The sequence below is a fragment of the Falsiroseomonas sp. CW058 genome, assembly GCF_050563535.1.
Classification (GTDB): domain Bacteria; phylum Pseudomonadota; class Alphaproteobacteria; order Acetobacterales; family Acetobacteraceae; genus Falsiroseomonas.
This window is the reverse complement of record NZ_JBNXUO010000006.1, coordinates 140,646-154,181: the sequence shown is the minus strand read 5'-3', so window position 1 is coordinate 154,181 and position 13,536 is coordinate 140,646. Positions and strand designations below refer to the sequence as shown.

General features: G+C 71.8%; 12 protein-coding genes. 3 read left to right on the top strand and 9 right to left on the bottom strand.

Annotation, left to right across the window (positions count from 1 at the left end; all coding sequences use genetic code 11):
- Window positions 1-66: 66 nt before the first annotated feature.
- The 3 genes from ACK8OX_RS07570 to ACK8OX_RS07560 are packed head-to-tail and all read right to left on the bottom strand — an operon-like array spanning window position 67 to window position 5,201.
- Window positions 67-1,638 carry a PhoX family protein gene (locus ACK8OX_RS07570; RefSeq protein WP_430663356.1) on the bottom strand — a complete coding sequence of 524 codons (1,572 nt, stop codon included), beginning with the start codon at window positions 1,636-1,638 and terminating at the stop codon, window positions 67-69.
- Window positions 1,635-3,938: a molybdopterin-dependent oxidoreductase gene (locus tag ACK8OX_RS07565; RefSeq protein WP_430663355.1), complete on the bottom strand. Its 2,304-nt coding sequence runs from the start codon at window positions 3,936-3,938 to the stop codon at window positions 1,635-1,637. Before ACK8OX_RS07565 ends, ACK8OX_RS07570 begins: the two co-directional genes overlap by 4 nt.
- A 57-nt stretch (window positions 3,939-3,995) precedes the next feature.
- Complete coding sequence (locus ACK8OX_RS07560; RefSeq protein WP_430663354.1) at window positions 3,996-5,201, bottom strand: hypothetical protein; 1,206 nt, start codon at window positions 5,199-5,201, stop codon at window positions 3,996-3,998.
- Window positions 5,202-5,393: 192 nt separating this feature from the next.
- Between ACK8OX_RS07560 and ACK8OX_RS07555 the strand changes: the two genes are divergently transcribed.
- Window positions 5,394-6,791, top strand: coding sequence for an aspartate aminotransferase family protein (locus ACK8OX_RS07555; RefSeq protein WP_430663353.1), 1,398 nt, complete (start codon window positions 5,394-5,396; stop codon window positions 6,789-6,791).
- A gap of 81 nt (window positions 6,792-6,872) precedes the next feature.
- Here the strand turns inward: ACK8OX_RS07555 and ACK8OX_RS07550 are convergent, their stop codons facing one another.
- Window positions 6,873-7,904 (bottom strand): polyprenyl synthetase family protein, encoded by a 1,032-nt coding sequence (locus ACK8OX_RS07550; RefSeq protein WP_430663352.1) that lies wholly within the window; start codon window positions 7,902-7,904, stop codon window positions 6,873-6,875.
- 95 nt (window positions 7,905-7,999) lie between these two features.
- Here ACK8OX_RS07550 and ACK8OX_RS07545 point away from each other — a divergent pair, with 95 nt between their 5' ends.
- Together ACK8OX_RS07545 and ACK8OX_RS07540 are read left to right on the top strand one after the other, a co-directional pair.
- Complete coding sequence (locus tag ACK8OX_RS07545; RefSeq protein ID WP_430663351.1) at window positions 8,000-8,218, top strand: DUF2007 domain-containing protein; 219 nt, start codon at window positions 8,000-8,002, stop codon at window positions 8,216-8,218.
- The gene (locus ACK8OX_RS07540; RefSeq protein WP_430663350.1) at window positions 8,215-8,937 is read left to right on the top strand and encodes a tRNA1(Val) (adenine(37)-N6)-methyltransferase; all 723 of its coding nucleotides are present in this window, start codon (window positions 8,215-8,217) and stop codon (window positions 8,935-8,937) included. Before ACK8OX_RS07545 ends, ACK8OX_RS07540 begins: the two co-directional genes overlap by 4 nt.
- A gap of 24 nt (window positions 8,938-8,961) precedes the next feature.
- On the opposite strand, the gene ACK8OX_RS07535 is transcribed toward ACK8OX_RS07540, so the two are convergent.
- The 5 genes from ACK8OX_RS07535 to ACK8OX_RS07515 form a co-directional block, all read right to left on the bottom strand.
- A complete protein-coding gene (locus ACK8OX_RS07535) occupies window positions 8,962-9,246 on the bottom strand; it encodes a hypothetical protein (protein WP_430663349.1) in 285 nt (94 codons plus the stop codon).
- A 157-nt stretch (window positions 9,247-9,403) separates the two neighbouring features.
- Entirely contained in the window at window positions 9,404-10,117 is a 714-nt protein-coding gene (locus tag ACK8OX_RS07530) for an SCO family protein (protein ID WP_430663348.1), read from the bottom strand.
- A 54-nt stretch (window positions 10,118-10,171) separates the two neighbouring features.
- Window positions 10,172-11,245, bottom strand: a complete 1,074-nt coding sequence (locus tag ACK8OX_RS07525) for a ribonucleotide-diphosphate reductase subunit beta (RefSeq protein WP_430663347.1) — start codon at window positions 11,243-11,245, stop codon at window positions 10,172-10,174.
- 28 nt (window positions 11,246-11,273) lie between these two features.
- Window positions 11,274-11,477, bottom strand: a complete 204-nt coding sequence (locus ACK8OX_RS07520; protein ID WP_430663346.1) for a hypothetical protein — start codon at window positions 11,475-11,477, stop codon at window positions 11,274-11,276.
- The gene (locus ACK8OX_RS07515) at window positions 11,474-13,369 is read right to left on the bottom strand and encodes a ribonucleoside-diphosphate reductase subunit alpha (protein WP_430663344.1); all 1,896 of its coding nucleotides are present in this window, start codon (window positions 13,367-13,369) and stop codon (window positions 11,474-11,476) included. Before ACK8OX_RS07515 ends, ACK8OX_RS07520 begins: the two co-directional genes overlap by 4 nt.
- Window positions 13,370-13,536: the final 167 nt, after the last annotated feature.

Below are 13,536 nucleotides of genomic sequence, written 5' to 3'. Positions count from 1 at the left end.
TCACATTCGCAAGGGCATGGCCGCGCTGCCAGGGGGCAGCCGGGGTCTTCCACCGGCGCCGCGGCGTCAGCCCCCCACTGCACCGCCGGCATTGCGCGCGACCGTCAGCACGGCGCTGCGGGGTGGTGTGCGCGGGTCGAAGGCGGGCCAGCGGGTCGCCGGCCGGTCGAAGGTCGCGCCCGGCTCCGCCCCGGGCCGGCGCACGGCGACCAGCAGCGCCTCGCCATCCGGGGTCGGCAGCGCGCCGCCGATGCCTGCCGCGCGCGGCGCGGCGTAGAGGGGCAGCACCACCCCCCGCCCCGGCCCGTCGAGGTCGCAGCCGAAGACCGCATCGGGCGCGGCGCCCGGCCGCCCCGCACCATCCGTGCCGATCCAGAGCCGCCCGCGCGCATCGACGGCCAGCGTCGCGGGATGGCGCGGCACGGCGCCCGCGGGCTGTCCGCGGCCATAGCTGCCGCCTTCGGCCGCATCGCCCGCCAGGAACAGCACCCGCGCCGCCTGGCGTTCCGCCGCGAGGTCGCCGGTGATCTCCACCACATGGCCCGGATGCGCGCCCGCGCGGGGGTTCAGGTGGTCCGTCCGCGTCTCCGCGCGGCCGCCGCCGGCGCGGCAGGCCAGCAGCAAGCGTGGCCGGCGCGGGTCGAGCGCCAGCGCCGCCGGCGTGTCGAAGGCCGAACCCCCGGCCTGGTCGGCCATGGCGGCCGGGCCGGGTGCGGCGGCGTCGGGCAGGGCCAGCCAGCGGATCGCCTCGCCCTCCGCCCGCGCCACCTGGAGCGTGCCGGCATCGAGCGCATCGGGCTCCGCCGCCGGGCCGGCGGAGACGAAGCGGTAGAGGAAGCCCTGCGGCCGGCCATCGGCCAGGAACACCACCGCGCGGCCATCCGCGGCGACGCCCGCCGCCACCGCCGCCGCGCCGATGCGGCCAAGGGCGGCACGCTTGGTGGGCACGGCCTGCGGATCCAGCGCGTCGATCTCCGCCACCCAGCCGAAGCGCGGCGCCTCGGCGAAGCGGGGGTCGAGCGCGGCGAGGCGCGGCAGCCAGGCGGTGGCCCCGGATTCCGCCAGCAGCAGCGTCCCCCAGGGCGTGGCGCAGCCGCCGCCGACGCCGACCAGCCCCTGCACGCCGCGCGCCGGCGCGGCGGCGCCGCCGAAGCGGCACAGCGTGCCGATGCCGAGATGGCGGCTCTGGAAGCCGCCATCCACCAGGACCCAGCGCCCGCCCTGCCTTTCCAGGTTCAGCAGCGACACGCCCGACATCGCCGCGGCGAGGGCCGGCCGTTCATGTCCGCCCGGCCAGGCCATGGCGGGATCGAGTTCGGGATGGGCGACGGCCAGCACCAGGCGCGGCACGCCGTCTGCGGCCACCGGCGGCACCACCGCGCCGGCGATGCGGGCGTCCCAGCCGAACTGCGCGGCGGCGGCTTCGGGCGCGGGGTTGCGCGGGTCCCAGGGCGGGGCGTCGAAGGTGACGCGGTCGCCCCAGCGGATCAGCACCTCGCGCCGGTGGCCGGCGGCGGTCCAGTCGTCGGGCCGCGGCGGCAGCGCCGCCCCGGCCAGGTCGAGCGTGGTGATCTGCGCCGCCGCCGGCAGCGCCAGCGCCGCCGCGCCGGCGGCGAGGGCGGCACGCCGCGTGGTCACGCCACGGCCACCGGCGGCGGCGCATGGACGGTGACGGGCGGCGGCTCGCCCGGCCAGCGCTCGATCTCGACCAGGCAGGACTGCGCGGCCGATCCCTGGCCGAGGCGGGAGGTGCCGCAATCCGGTGTCAGCACGTTGGGGTTGCCGTGCAGGCAGGCGGAATCGGTCGCGCCGGGCACCGCCGGGTTCCACCAGGCGCCGGTCGCCATGGCGACGACGCCGGGGCGGATCTCCTCCGTCACCTCGAGGCCCGCGCAGACCGCGCCGCGGTCGTTGAAGACGCGCAGCAGGTCGCCGTCCCGCAGGCCGCGCGCGGCGGCATCGGCCGGGTTCATCCGCAGCCTCTCCCGCCCGCCGATCTTGTCGGCCGCCGCGACGCGGCCGGTGTCGAGCTGGCCGTGCAGCCGCGTCGCGGGCTGGAAGGAGAGCAGGTGCAGCGGGTAGCGCGCCGCAAGCGCCGCGCCGAGATACTCCGTCGGTTCCCGCCAGACCGGGTGGCCGGGCGTCTCCTCGTAGCCGAAGCTCGCGATGGTCTCGGAATAGATCTCGACCTTGCCGGACGGCGTGTTCAGCGGGTTGGCGGCCGGGTCGGCGCGGAATTCGGCGAACTGGACGTATTCGCGCCCGGGCGGCGCGATCTCGACGAAGCCGTCGGCCCAGAAGCGGTCGAAATCCGGCACCTCGATCCCCTGCTCCGCGCAGGCGCGGCGCCACAGGCCGTAGAGGTGCTGGAGCCAGGCGGATTCGTCGCGCTGTTCGGTGTAGGACGCGCGGTAGCCCAGCGCATCGGCGATGTCGGCCAGCATGTCCACGTCGTTGCGCGCCTGCCCCACCGGCGCGATCGCCTGGTGCATGGCGCGCACGAAGCGGTCGCGGGAGGAGGACATGATGTCGTTCCTCTCCAGCGTCGTCGTCGCCGGCAGGACGATGTCGGCATGGCGGGCGACGGCGGTCCACCATGGTTCCTGCACCACCACCGTGTCGGCGCGGTTCCAGCCGCGCAGCAGGCGACCCAGGTCCTGGTGGTGGTGGAAGGGGTTGCCGCCGGCCCACCAGATCATCCGGATGTCGGGCAGGGTCAGGTCGCGGCCGTTGTACTGCAGGATCCCGCCCGGGCGTTCCAGCAATTCGGTGATGCGGGCCACCGGGATGTAGGCGCCGCAGGGGTTCCTCACCGGCACGCCGCCGACCGAGGGCAGTTCCTGCCGCGGCGTGCCGATACCGTTCATGCTGCCGTAGCCGAAGGCGATCCCCTGCCCCGGCCGGCCGATGCCGCCCAGCATGGAGGCGAGCGCCACCAGCGCCCACCAGGGCTGTTCGCCGCCTTCCGCCCGCTGGAGCGACCAGGTGGCGGTGCACATGGTGGGCGCGCCCACGGCTTCGAGCGCGAGGCGCCGGATGGTGGCGGCCGGGACATCCGTGATGCGCTCGGCCCAATCCGGCGTCTTCGGCGTGCCGTCGGCGGCGCCCATCACATAGTCGCGGAAGCGGTCGAAGCCCACCGTGCAGCGCGCCAGGAAGTCCCGGTCCTCCCGCCCCGCCTCCAGGATGACATGCGCCATCGCGAACATCATCGCCGCGTCGGTGTTCGGGCGGATCGGCACCCATTCGGCGCCGAGGAACGCCTCCGTGTCGCCGCGGAAGGGGGAGATGTTGACGAAGCGCACCCCGGCTTCCGCAGCCCGGCGCATCAGCGGGATGTATTCATGCCCGCCGCCGCCGCCCGAGGTGACGAGCCCGTTCTTGCGCGGCAGCCCGCCGAAGCACAGCATCAGCTTCGCGTGGGCCGCGATGCTGGCCCAGTCCGTCACCGGGCCCTGGATGACCTCGTTGGTGCCGAGAATGTGGGGCATCAGCGTCATGCCCGCGCCGTAGGAATAGTTGGTGACCTGCGCCGTGAAGCCGCCGCCGAGTCCGAGGAAGCGGTGCAGCTGCGTGCGCGCGTGGTGGTACCGCCCCGCCGAGGACCAGCCATAGGACCCGCCGAGGATGGAGGCCGCGCCGTGTTCCGCCCGGACCCGCGCCGTCTCCTCCGCGACCAGGCGGATCGCCTGGTCCCAGGGGACGGGCACGAAGGCATCGCCGCCGCGGGACGACCCGCGCCGTTCGCCCCGCAGCCAGCCCTGCCGGACATGGGGGCGGTCGATCCGCGCCGCGGAATGCACCGCCTCGGGCATGGCGTCGATCAGGCTGCCCGGGAAGGGGTCGCGCCCGAAGGGGCGCACGCCCACCAGGCGGCCGCGTTCCACCACCGCGTCGAAGGCGCCCCAATGGGCGGCATGCGGCTTGATCTCGGTCATGTGGCAACCCCTCCGGCCGGGCAATCTGGCGCCCCGCGCCGGCCGGGGCAACCACCGTCAGAAGGTGACGCCGAGGTTGAGGGAGTAGCCCCGGTATCCCCGGTCCCCGCTCAGCACCGTCACCCCGAGGGAGAGCGGCAGCCGCTGCCCGCCCGCCTGCATGTCGAAGCTGAGATAGCCGCCGAATTCCTGGTAGGACCGCACATAGAGGGCATCGCCCGTGAAGCGCGTGTCGATCAGGAAGGCGGAGGCCTGGACCGGGCGGCCGAGCCATTCCCCCACCGCCTGGGTGGCGATGACGCCGTTGCGGTACATGAGGTTGGTCAGCTCGTAGCTGACATCGTAGTCCCCGATCTTGATCGGCAGCGTCTGCAGGCGGGAGACCATGTTGCCGATCGTCACGCTGGTGCCGGGGCGGACCTGCCAGTCGATCGTGCTGGTCAGCGAGGCGGACCACATCCCGCCCACCGCGCCGAGCGAGACGGAGCCGACGCCCCCCGCGCGCAGCATCGGCGTGAGGCTCCACGCCACGCCGTCCGGCAGTCCGATGCGCAGCGGCACGCGCAGGCCGAGCCCGAGCGAGCCGGAATAGGACTGCGTCCCGGCCGCGCTCAGCAGCGTCAGCGGCGCATCCACCAGCAGCGTCGCGCCGTTCGACATGCCGAAGGAATAGCCGAGCGGCAGGGTCCAGACGCGGGTGTCGAAGCCTTCCGCCGAATAGCTGCCGAACCGTGCGCCGAGCGAGAAGCCGCCGCCGGGCGCCCCGCCGGTGGCCAGGTTGAAGTCCGACGCGCCCATCTGCGACATCAGGCTGTTCGGGTTGCCGGCGACTGGGTCGATCGGCGTCGTGGCCACCGCCTGCTGCAGCAGCCGCGTCAGCGCCGCCCCGCCGCGGCCGCGCAGCCATTCCAGCGCCAGGTCCTGGCTGGCGTCGCGCGTGGCGCCGGTGAAGCTCTCGTCGATCCCCGCCCCCGGCACGCGCAGCCGCAGCGTGGTGGAGCCGGCGTCGTAGGAGAGGGTGGCCGGAACGCCGCGCAGGCTCACCTCCGCATTGGTCGCCGAGGTCGGGCCGTAGTTCGAGAAGAGCGACCGCAGCCCCGCATCGCTGAAGATGTCGACGAAATCCTCCGCATCGCGGCGAGAGGCCGTGGTGGTCTGGCCGTCGACCGTGAAGGTGCCCTCGAAGGCGTCGCGCGCGGCGGCGGGCGGCGGCAGGGCGGCGGCGGCCAGGACCGGCAGCAGGGCAACGGACACGCGCTTCATGGATCGATCCCCCCACGCGGAAAAGGGGGGCAGCCTAGCGCCGGGGTAGGTGGCGGGGGGACGCCGCGCCGGGCCGCTCGCGGAAACGTGGCTGCCCTATGGACCGCGCCGCGGTTGCGCGGCGGCGGCTTACAGCGGGCGGAAACTGGTCTAGGCTCCCTCCCCTCGACACCGCCGAGGACGCAGGCCGCCATGACCCCGCCCCGCAATTCGAACGCCGCGCGCGACATCGCCCATGTGCTGCACCCCTACACCGACCACCGGGCGCATGCGGCGAACGGCCCGCTGGTGATCGCCCGCGGCGAGGGCGTGCGCGTCTTCGACGAGCAGGGCAAGGAATACATCGAGGCGGTGGCCGGGCTGTGGTGCGCGTCCCTCGGCTTCGACAACAAGCGCCTGGTCGAGGCGGCGCATGCGCAGATGAAGAAGCTGCCCTTCTACCACGCCTTCACCGCCAAGTCGCACGAGCCGATGATCGACCTCAGCGAGATGCTGATCGAGCGGTCGCCCTGCCCGATGAGCAAGGTGTTCTACGCGAACAGCGGGTCCGAGGCGAACGACACGGCCATCAAGATGGTCTGGTACTTCAACAACGCCATCGGCCGGCCGCGGAAGAAGAAGATCATCTCCCGCCTCAAGGCGTATCACGGCATCACCATCGCCGCGGGCTCGCTCACCGGCCTGCCGGCAAACCACCGGATGTTCGACCTGCCGGTCTCCGACCGCTTCCTGCATGTCTCGACGCCGCACCACTACCACGGCGCGCAGCCCGGCGAGACGGAGGAGGCGTATTCCACCCGCCTCGCCGCCGAGCTGGAGGAGACGATCCTGCGCGAGGACCCGGAGACGGTGGCCGCCTTCTTCGCCGAGCCGGTGATGGGCGCGGGCGGCGTGATGGTGCCGCCAGCCGGCTACTTCGAGAAGATCCAGGCGGTGCTGCGGAAATACGACGTGCTGTTCGTGGCGGACGAGGTGATCTGCGGCTTCGGGCGCACCGGCAACTACTGGGGCAGCCAGACCTATTCGATCACGCCGGACATCATCACCTGCGCCAAGGCGCTGTCGGCGAGCTTCCTGCCGATCTCCGCCATCATCATCAACGACCGCGTCTTCCAGGGCCTGGCCGACGGGTCGCAGACCATCGGCACCTGGGGCCACGGCTTCACCTATTCCGGCCACCCCGTGCCGGCGGCCGTCGCGGTGGAGACGCTGCGGATCTACGACGAGATCGACATCGTCGGCCATGTCCGCAGGACCGGCCCGCACATGCAGGCGAAGCTGCGCGAGGCCTTCGCCGACCACCCGCTGGTGGGCGAGGTGCGCGGCGTCGGCATGGTGGGCGCGATCGAGCTGGTGGCGGACAAGAAGGCGGCGAAGAACTTCGACCCCGCGCTGAAGGTCGGCGGGCGGATGGCGAAGGAAGGCGAGAATGCCGGCGTCATCCTGCGCACCCTGGCGAACGACACCATCGCCTTCTCGCCCCCGCTGATCATGACGGCGGAGGAGATCGACCAGATGATCGAGCGCACCTCGAAGGCGCTGGATGCGCTGACCGTCGCCCTGCGGCGGGAAAGCCTGGCGGTCGTTTGACGGCGGGCGGCATGGATGCCGGTGCATCCATGCCCCCGCCCACGGGCCTGGCTTGGCCGCGGCGCGTGGCCGCCCGGCGCGTCAGCGCGCGCGGCTGATGCAGAACTCCACCACATCCGCCAGTGCGCGGCGTTCCGCGCCGTCGGGGAAGGTCATCAGCGCGGCCAGCGCCGCATCGCCGTAGTGGCGCGCCCGCGCCACCGTGTCGGCGAAGGCGTGGTGCTTCTGCATCAGCGCGATGGCGCGAGGCAGGTCGGGGCCGGCCTGCTCGCGTTCCTCCACCGTGCGGCGCCAGAAGGCGCGCTCCTCCTCGTCGCCACGGGCGAAGGCGAGCAGCACGGGCAGCGTGATCTTGCCCTCGCGGAAGTCGTCGCCGACGGTCTTGCCCAGCCGCTCCTGCTCGGCGCTGTAGTCCAGCGCGTCGTCGATCAGCTGGAAGGCGACGCCGAGGTTGTGGCCATAGGCGCGCAGCGCCGCCTGCTCCGCCGCGGGGCGGCCCGCGACGACGGCGCCCACCTCGGTCGCGGCGGCGAAGAGCGCGGCGGTCTTCCCCTCGATCACCTCGAGGTACTGCGCCTCGGTCGCGGACATGTCGTTCTGGATGACAAGCTGCAGCACCTCCCCCTCGACCAGCACGGCGGAGGCGGAGGACAGGATGCGCAGCACCTCGAGCGAGCCGTCCGCCACCATCAGCTCGAAGGCGCGCGCGAACAGGAAGTCGCCGACCAGCACGGATGGCTTGTTGCCGAACAGCGCGTTGGCGCTGGCCTGGCCGCGGCGCAGCGCGCTTTCGTCCACCACGTCGTCATGCAGCAGCGTCGCGGTGTGGATGAACTCCACGCAGGCGGCGAGCCCGACATGCCGGTCGCCGCGATAGCCCACCAGCCGCGCGGCGGCGAGCGTCAGCAGTGGGCGCAGCCGCTTGCCGCCCGCCGCCACGATATGCGCGGCGAGTTCCGGGATCAGCGCCACGCGGCTCTGCATCCGCTCCACGATCAGGCGGTTGCAGGCCTCCAGGTCGTCCCGGACGAGAGCGGTCAGCGCGGCGAGCGCATCCTCGCCGCGGGCGGTCCCGGGGGCGGCCTTGTCGGCTGGAGCGGCGCTCGGGGCCACGGACACATCCACGCGATCTTGACCTCGGTCAGGGGGCCGGCAACCTAGACCCCGGCCGGAAGGCGGGCAAGCGGACGGAACCTGGCGGAGAGGACATGCAGGTGCTGCTGGCGACGAGCGACCCGGTGCGGCTGTCCTTCCTGGCCGCACTGCTGCGCGATGCCGGCCTGTCGCCGGTGGTGCTGGACGGGCACATCAGCGCGCTGGAGGGCGGGATCGGCGCCTTCCCGCGCCGTCTCGCGGTGCCGTCCGACGAGGCCGCCCAGGCCCGCCGCGTGCTGCGCGACGCGGGGGAGGCGGACGGCCTGCGATGAGGGAGGACGCGCTGCTCGGCGGCCGCGTCCGGCTACGGCAGTTCGCCGCGGGCCTGCGGGCAGGCCATGACGCGGTGCTGCTGGCGGCCGCGGTGCCGGCGCGGGCGGGGGACCGCGTGCTGGAACTCGGCTGCGGCAGCGGCGCGGCGTTCCTGTGCCTCGCGGCCCGGGTGCCGGGGATCGAGGTGGTCGCGGTGGAACGCGACGCGGCGCTGGCCGACCTCGCGCGCGAGAATGCGGCGCTCAACGGGCTGGGGGGGCGGGTCACGGTGATCACCGGGGATGTCGCCGACCCGGCCCTGCGCCGCGCCCTGCCGCGCTGCGCCCAGGGTTTCGCCAACCCGCCCTACTGGGAAGGCGGCAGCGCGCCGCCCGCTGCGCTGCGCCGCGCGGCGACGCATGAGGCGGGGGCGACGCTCGGCGACTGGGCGGCGACGCTGGCCGCGGCGGTCGGGCACCGGGGCGGCGCCACGCTGGTGCTGCCGGCGGCGCGCTTCGCGGATGGCCTGGCGGCGCTGGGTGCGGCGGGGTTCGGCAGCCCGGCGCTGCTGCCGCTCTGGCCGCGGGCGGGCGTGGCGGCGAAGCGCGTGCTGCTCGGTGCGCGGCGGGGCGGGCGCGGGCCCGGGCGGGTGCTGCCGGGTCTTGCGCTGCATGAAGGGCCCGGCGCCTCGCCCGCCGCCACCGCCATTCTGCGCGACGCCGCGCCGCTGCCGGTGTGAGCGGCCCCGCGCCGGCTGCCAACCTTACGAGTCGTTCGCGTCCGGGTGCCGCAGCAGCCAAAGGCGCTCATGCGCCGCGACCAGGCTTTCCATGTTCTTCCGCCGGTTCACGTCGGGCGCGACGGGGCGGCGCGTCAGCATCATCTCGAGGATGCGGAGCAGTTCCTCCGCCACCTCGTAGTCGCCCTGGTCGCAGGCGTGGTGGAAGGCAATGAGGATCTTGTCGGACAGCCGGCGGGTGTGGCGCGGGGGGCTCGACGGCGAACGGGCCGCGTCGCGCCCGGACTGATCGCGTTCCTCTTCGGCCATCTAGACCACAACTCCCTCATGCCGGCACCGGGATACGGACCGGCCGTCTCCCCAACAACATAGCGGGGCTTCGGCAATGCCGAAACCCTTCGATGCACGGATATGAGAGCGGGCGGGCCCGCCCCGGGCGCCCGCTTCCCCGCGCCCGCGCGGTCTCTCAGCCGCCCCGCATCTGCCCGCGCACCGCCTGGGCGATCTGCTCGGGCGTGGTTTCCGGGCGGAACAGCGTCCTGACCCGCGCATCGGGGCCGACCAGGTAGATGAAGGACGAATGGTCCATCACGTACTGCGTCATCTCCGGCCGCTGCACCCTGGCGTAGAAGACGCGATAGGCCCGCGCGATGGCCGAGACCTGGTCCGGCGTGCCGGTCAGCCCGACCATCCGGGGGTGGAAGCGCGACACGTAGTCGGCCAGCGCCTCCGGCGTGTCGCGCTCCGGGTCGATGGTGACCAGCACCGGCGTCACGCGCCCCCCCGCCTCACCCAGGGTGTCGAGCGCGGCGGCGATGGTGCCGAGTTCGGTCGGGCAGACATCGGGGCAGAAGGTGAAGCCGAAATAGACCAGCAGGAAGCGGCCCGCGAAATCGGCCTCCGTCACCGCGCGGCCGGTGTGGTCGGTCATGCGGAACGGCCCGCCGAGCGCCATGCCCTGCGGCAGCTGCACGCCGCCGGCGGAGGGGGCGGGCATCTCGCCCCCCGTCAGCCCGGCGAAGCGGCGGGCGAAGGACTCCGCCACCCCCTCCCCCGGCGCGCGGCCGAACCAGGCGGAGGCCCAGAGGCCACCGAGGGCGAGGATCAGGAGGAGGGCGAGGATCCGGACGGCATTGAGCATGATGGGCCGGAGATAGGCCCGCCGGCGGCGGACGTCCATGCGCCGCCGCCATCCCGTCCCTCCCCCGCCGCGGCACGGGGGAGGGACGCGGCGTCAGTGGCGGCCGAGCGCGATCTCGCCCTCGGGCTGGGCGGTGGTGAAGGTGGTGTCGGCGAAGGCGTCCTCCCACGAGCCGGTGGTGGAGGCCTTGGAATACTCGGTCGCGCGGTTCTCGAAGAAGTTGGTGTGCTCCACCGCGTTCAGCATCTCGTCGAGCCAGGGAAGCGGGTTCTTCTCGATCCGGTAGAGCGGTTCGAGGCCGAGCTGCTGGAGGCGGCGGTCGGCGATGAAGCGGATGTACTGCTTGGTCTGCGCGGCATCGAGGCCCTGCACGCCGCCGAGTTCGAAGGCGAGGTCGATGAAGGCGTCCTCATGGTCCACGATGGTCGAGCAGATGAGGTAGAGGTCGCGCTTCAGCTCCTCGGTCCAGATCTCCGGGTTCTCCTGCACGAAGGTGCGGAACAGGCGGATGACGGACAGGCAGTGCAGCGTCTCGTCGCGCACCGACCAGCTCACGATCTGGCCCATGCCTTTCATCTTGTTGAAGCGCGGGAAGTTCATGAGGATGGCGAAGGAGGCGAAGAGCTGCAGGCCTTCGGTGAAGGCGCCGAAGGCGGCGAGCGTCTTGGCGATCTCGGTCTTCGAATCGACCGTGAAGGCCTGCATGTAGTCGTACTTGTCCTTCATCTCCTTGTATTTCAGGAAGGCCGTGTACTCGATCTCCGGCATCCCGATGGTGTCGAGGAGATGGCTGTAGGCGGCGATGTGGATCGTCTCCGTGTTGGAGAAGGCCGACATCATCATCAGCACTTCGGTCGGTTTGAAGACCTGGCTGTACTGCTTCATGTAGCAGTTGTTCACCTCGACATCCGCCTGGGTGAAGAAGCGGAAGATCTGGGTGAGGAGGTTGCGCTCGGCTGGCGTCAGGTTCTTCTGCCAGTCCTTCACGTCGTCGGCCAGCGGCACTTCCTCCGGCAGCCAGTGGATGCGCTGCTGCTGCAGCCAGGCCTCGTAGGCCCAGGGATAGCGGAAGGGCTTGTAGACCGGGTTGGCGGTCAGCAGGTCGAAGCGGATGGGCAGCTCGTCCTGCGCGGGGCGCGGGGCGTTCGGAATCGCGTCGTCCGGCATGGGTCTTCTCGTGCGATCTGTGTGGGGACTAGCGGCTTGCGGTCTGGTCGGGCGCGCGCACGCCGTCGAGCGTGCGCGCGAGGTCGAGCGAGATGCGGTCGAGGTCGCTCAGCAGCCGGCGGACCTGCTCCACCGGGGCGCGGTCCTCCAGCATGAGGTCGAGTTGCCGCGCCACCTGGGCGCGACGGGCCGCGATGGGCGCGACCTCCGGCGTCAGGCGGCCCGTGCTCATTGGCAGGCGAGGCATTCTTCGTAGTCGTTGCCGTTGGCGCGTGGCTGCGCCGCGGCCACCAGCGGCAGGGTGGGCTGCTGGTCGTCCCGCCCCGTGCCGTCGTTGTGGGCGGCCATCACGTCGCCCTGCCCGACCACCTTCGCGCTGATCGTGTCGGCGCGCTGGATGGACAGGCTGCGGCAGTAGTAGAGCGACTTCACCCCCTTCTTCCACGCCATCATGTGGATCTGGTGCAGGTCGCGCTTGTGGACGTTGGCGGGCAGGAAAAGGTTCACCGACTGCGACTGGCAGATATACGGCGTGCGGTCGGCCGCATGTTCCACGACCCAGCGCTGGTCCAGCTCGAAGGCGGTCTTGAAGGTGTCCCTTTCCTGCTGGGTCAGGAAGTCGAGGTGCTGGACGCTGCCCTTGGTGACGGTGATCGAGGTCCAGGTCTCGTCGTCGTCGCGCCCGTGCTTCGCCAGCACCTTCTTCAGGTGCGGGTTGCGGACGATGTAGCTGCCCGACAGCGTCTTGTGGTTGTAGACATTGGCCGCGATCGGCTCGATCCCCGGGCTCGCGCCGCCGCAGATGATCGAGATGGACGCCGTCGGCGCGATCGCGATCTTGTTCGAGAAGCGCTCCATGAAGCCGTATTCGGCCGCATCCGGGCAGGCGCCGCGTTCCTCGGCCAGCTGCCGGCTGGCAAGGTCGGCGCCTTCGCGGATGTGGCGGAACATCCTGCGGTTCCACACCTTCGCGATCGCGCTCTCGAACGGGACGTTCAGCGCCTGGAGGAAGCTGTGGAACCCCATCACGCCGAGCCCGACGCTGCGCTCGCGCATCGCGCTGTAGCGGGCGCGGGCCATCGAATCGGGCGCGGTGTCGATGAAGCTCTGCAGCACGTTGTCGAGGAAGCGCATCACATCGGGGATGAAGCGCGGTTCCTTCGACCACTCGAACCAGGTCTCGCAGTTCAGCGAGGACAGGCAGCACACCGCCGTCCGCTCGTTGCCGTGCTGGTCGAGGCCGGTCGGCAGCGTGATCTCGGAGCAGAGGTTGGAGGTCTTGACCTCCAGCCCGGCCAGCTTGTGGTGCTCCGGCCGGTTCCGGTTCACGTGGTCGGAATAGATGATGTAGGGCTCGCCCGTCTCGATCCGCGCCGTCAGGATTCGGATCCAGATGCTGCGCGCCGAGACCTTGCGCATCAGCGCCCCGTCCTTCGGCGACACCAGCGCCCATTCCTCGTCGGCCTCCACCGCGCGCATGAAGGCATCGGGGATCAGCACACCGTGGTGCAGGTTCAGCGCCTTGCGGTTCGGGTCGCCGCCCGTCGGGCGCCGCATCTCGAGGAATTCCTCGATCTCCGGGTGGTTCACCGGCAGGTAGCAGGCGGCGGACCCACGGCGGAGCGAACCCTGGCTGATCGCCAGCGTCAGGCTGTCCATCACGCGGATGAAGGGGATCACGCCCGAGGTCTTGCCGTTGCGGCCGACCTTCTCGCCGATGCCGCGCAGGTTGCCCCAGTAGCTGCCGATGCCGCCCCCCTTGGCGGCAAGCCACACATTCTCGTTCCAGAGCCCGACGATGCCGTCAAGGCTGTCCGACGCCTCGTTCAGGAAGCAGGAGATGGGCAGGCCGCGCGTGGTGCCGCCGTTGGACAGCACGGGGGTGGCCGGCATGAACCACAGCTTCGAGATGTAGTCGTAGATGCGCTGCGCATGCGCCGCATCGTCGCCATAGGCAGAGGCGACGCGCGCGAACAGGTCCTGGTAGGACTCGCCCGGCAGCAGGTACCTGTCGTCCAGCGTCGCCTTGCCGAAATCGGTCAGCAGGGCATCGCGGCCGCGATCGATGCGGACCTGGCCATGGCCTTCAAGCTGTACGGCATCAAACACGACCAACCCCCTCATGCTGCTCCCTGCAGGAGCGACTCCCCCGTGGCGCGGAGGATGCCCCCAGCCCTGGCCGGCAACAAGATGTAGTGTTGCCACAGTCTTCGAAACACCACATGCACGCTCCGGTTCGCCACTTGCGTTTTTTTTCGAGGCCGCTCCAGGGCGGAATGTTGCCGTTTCGT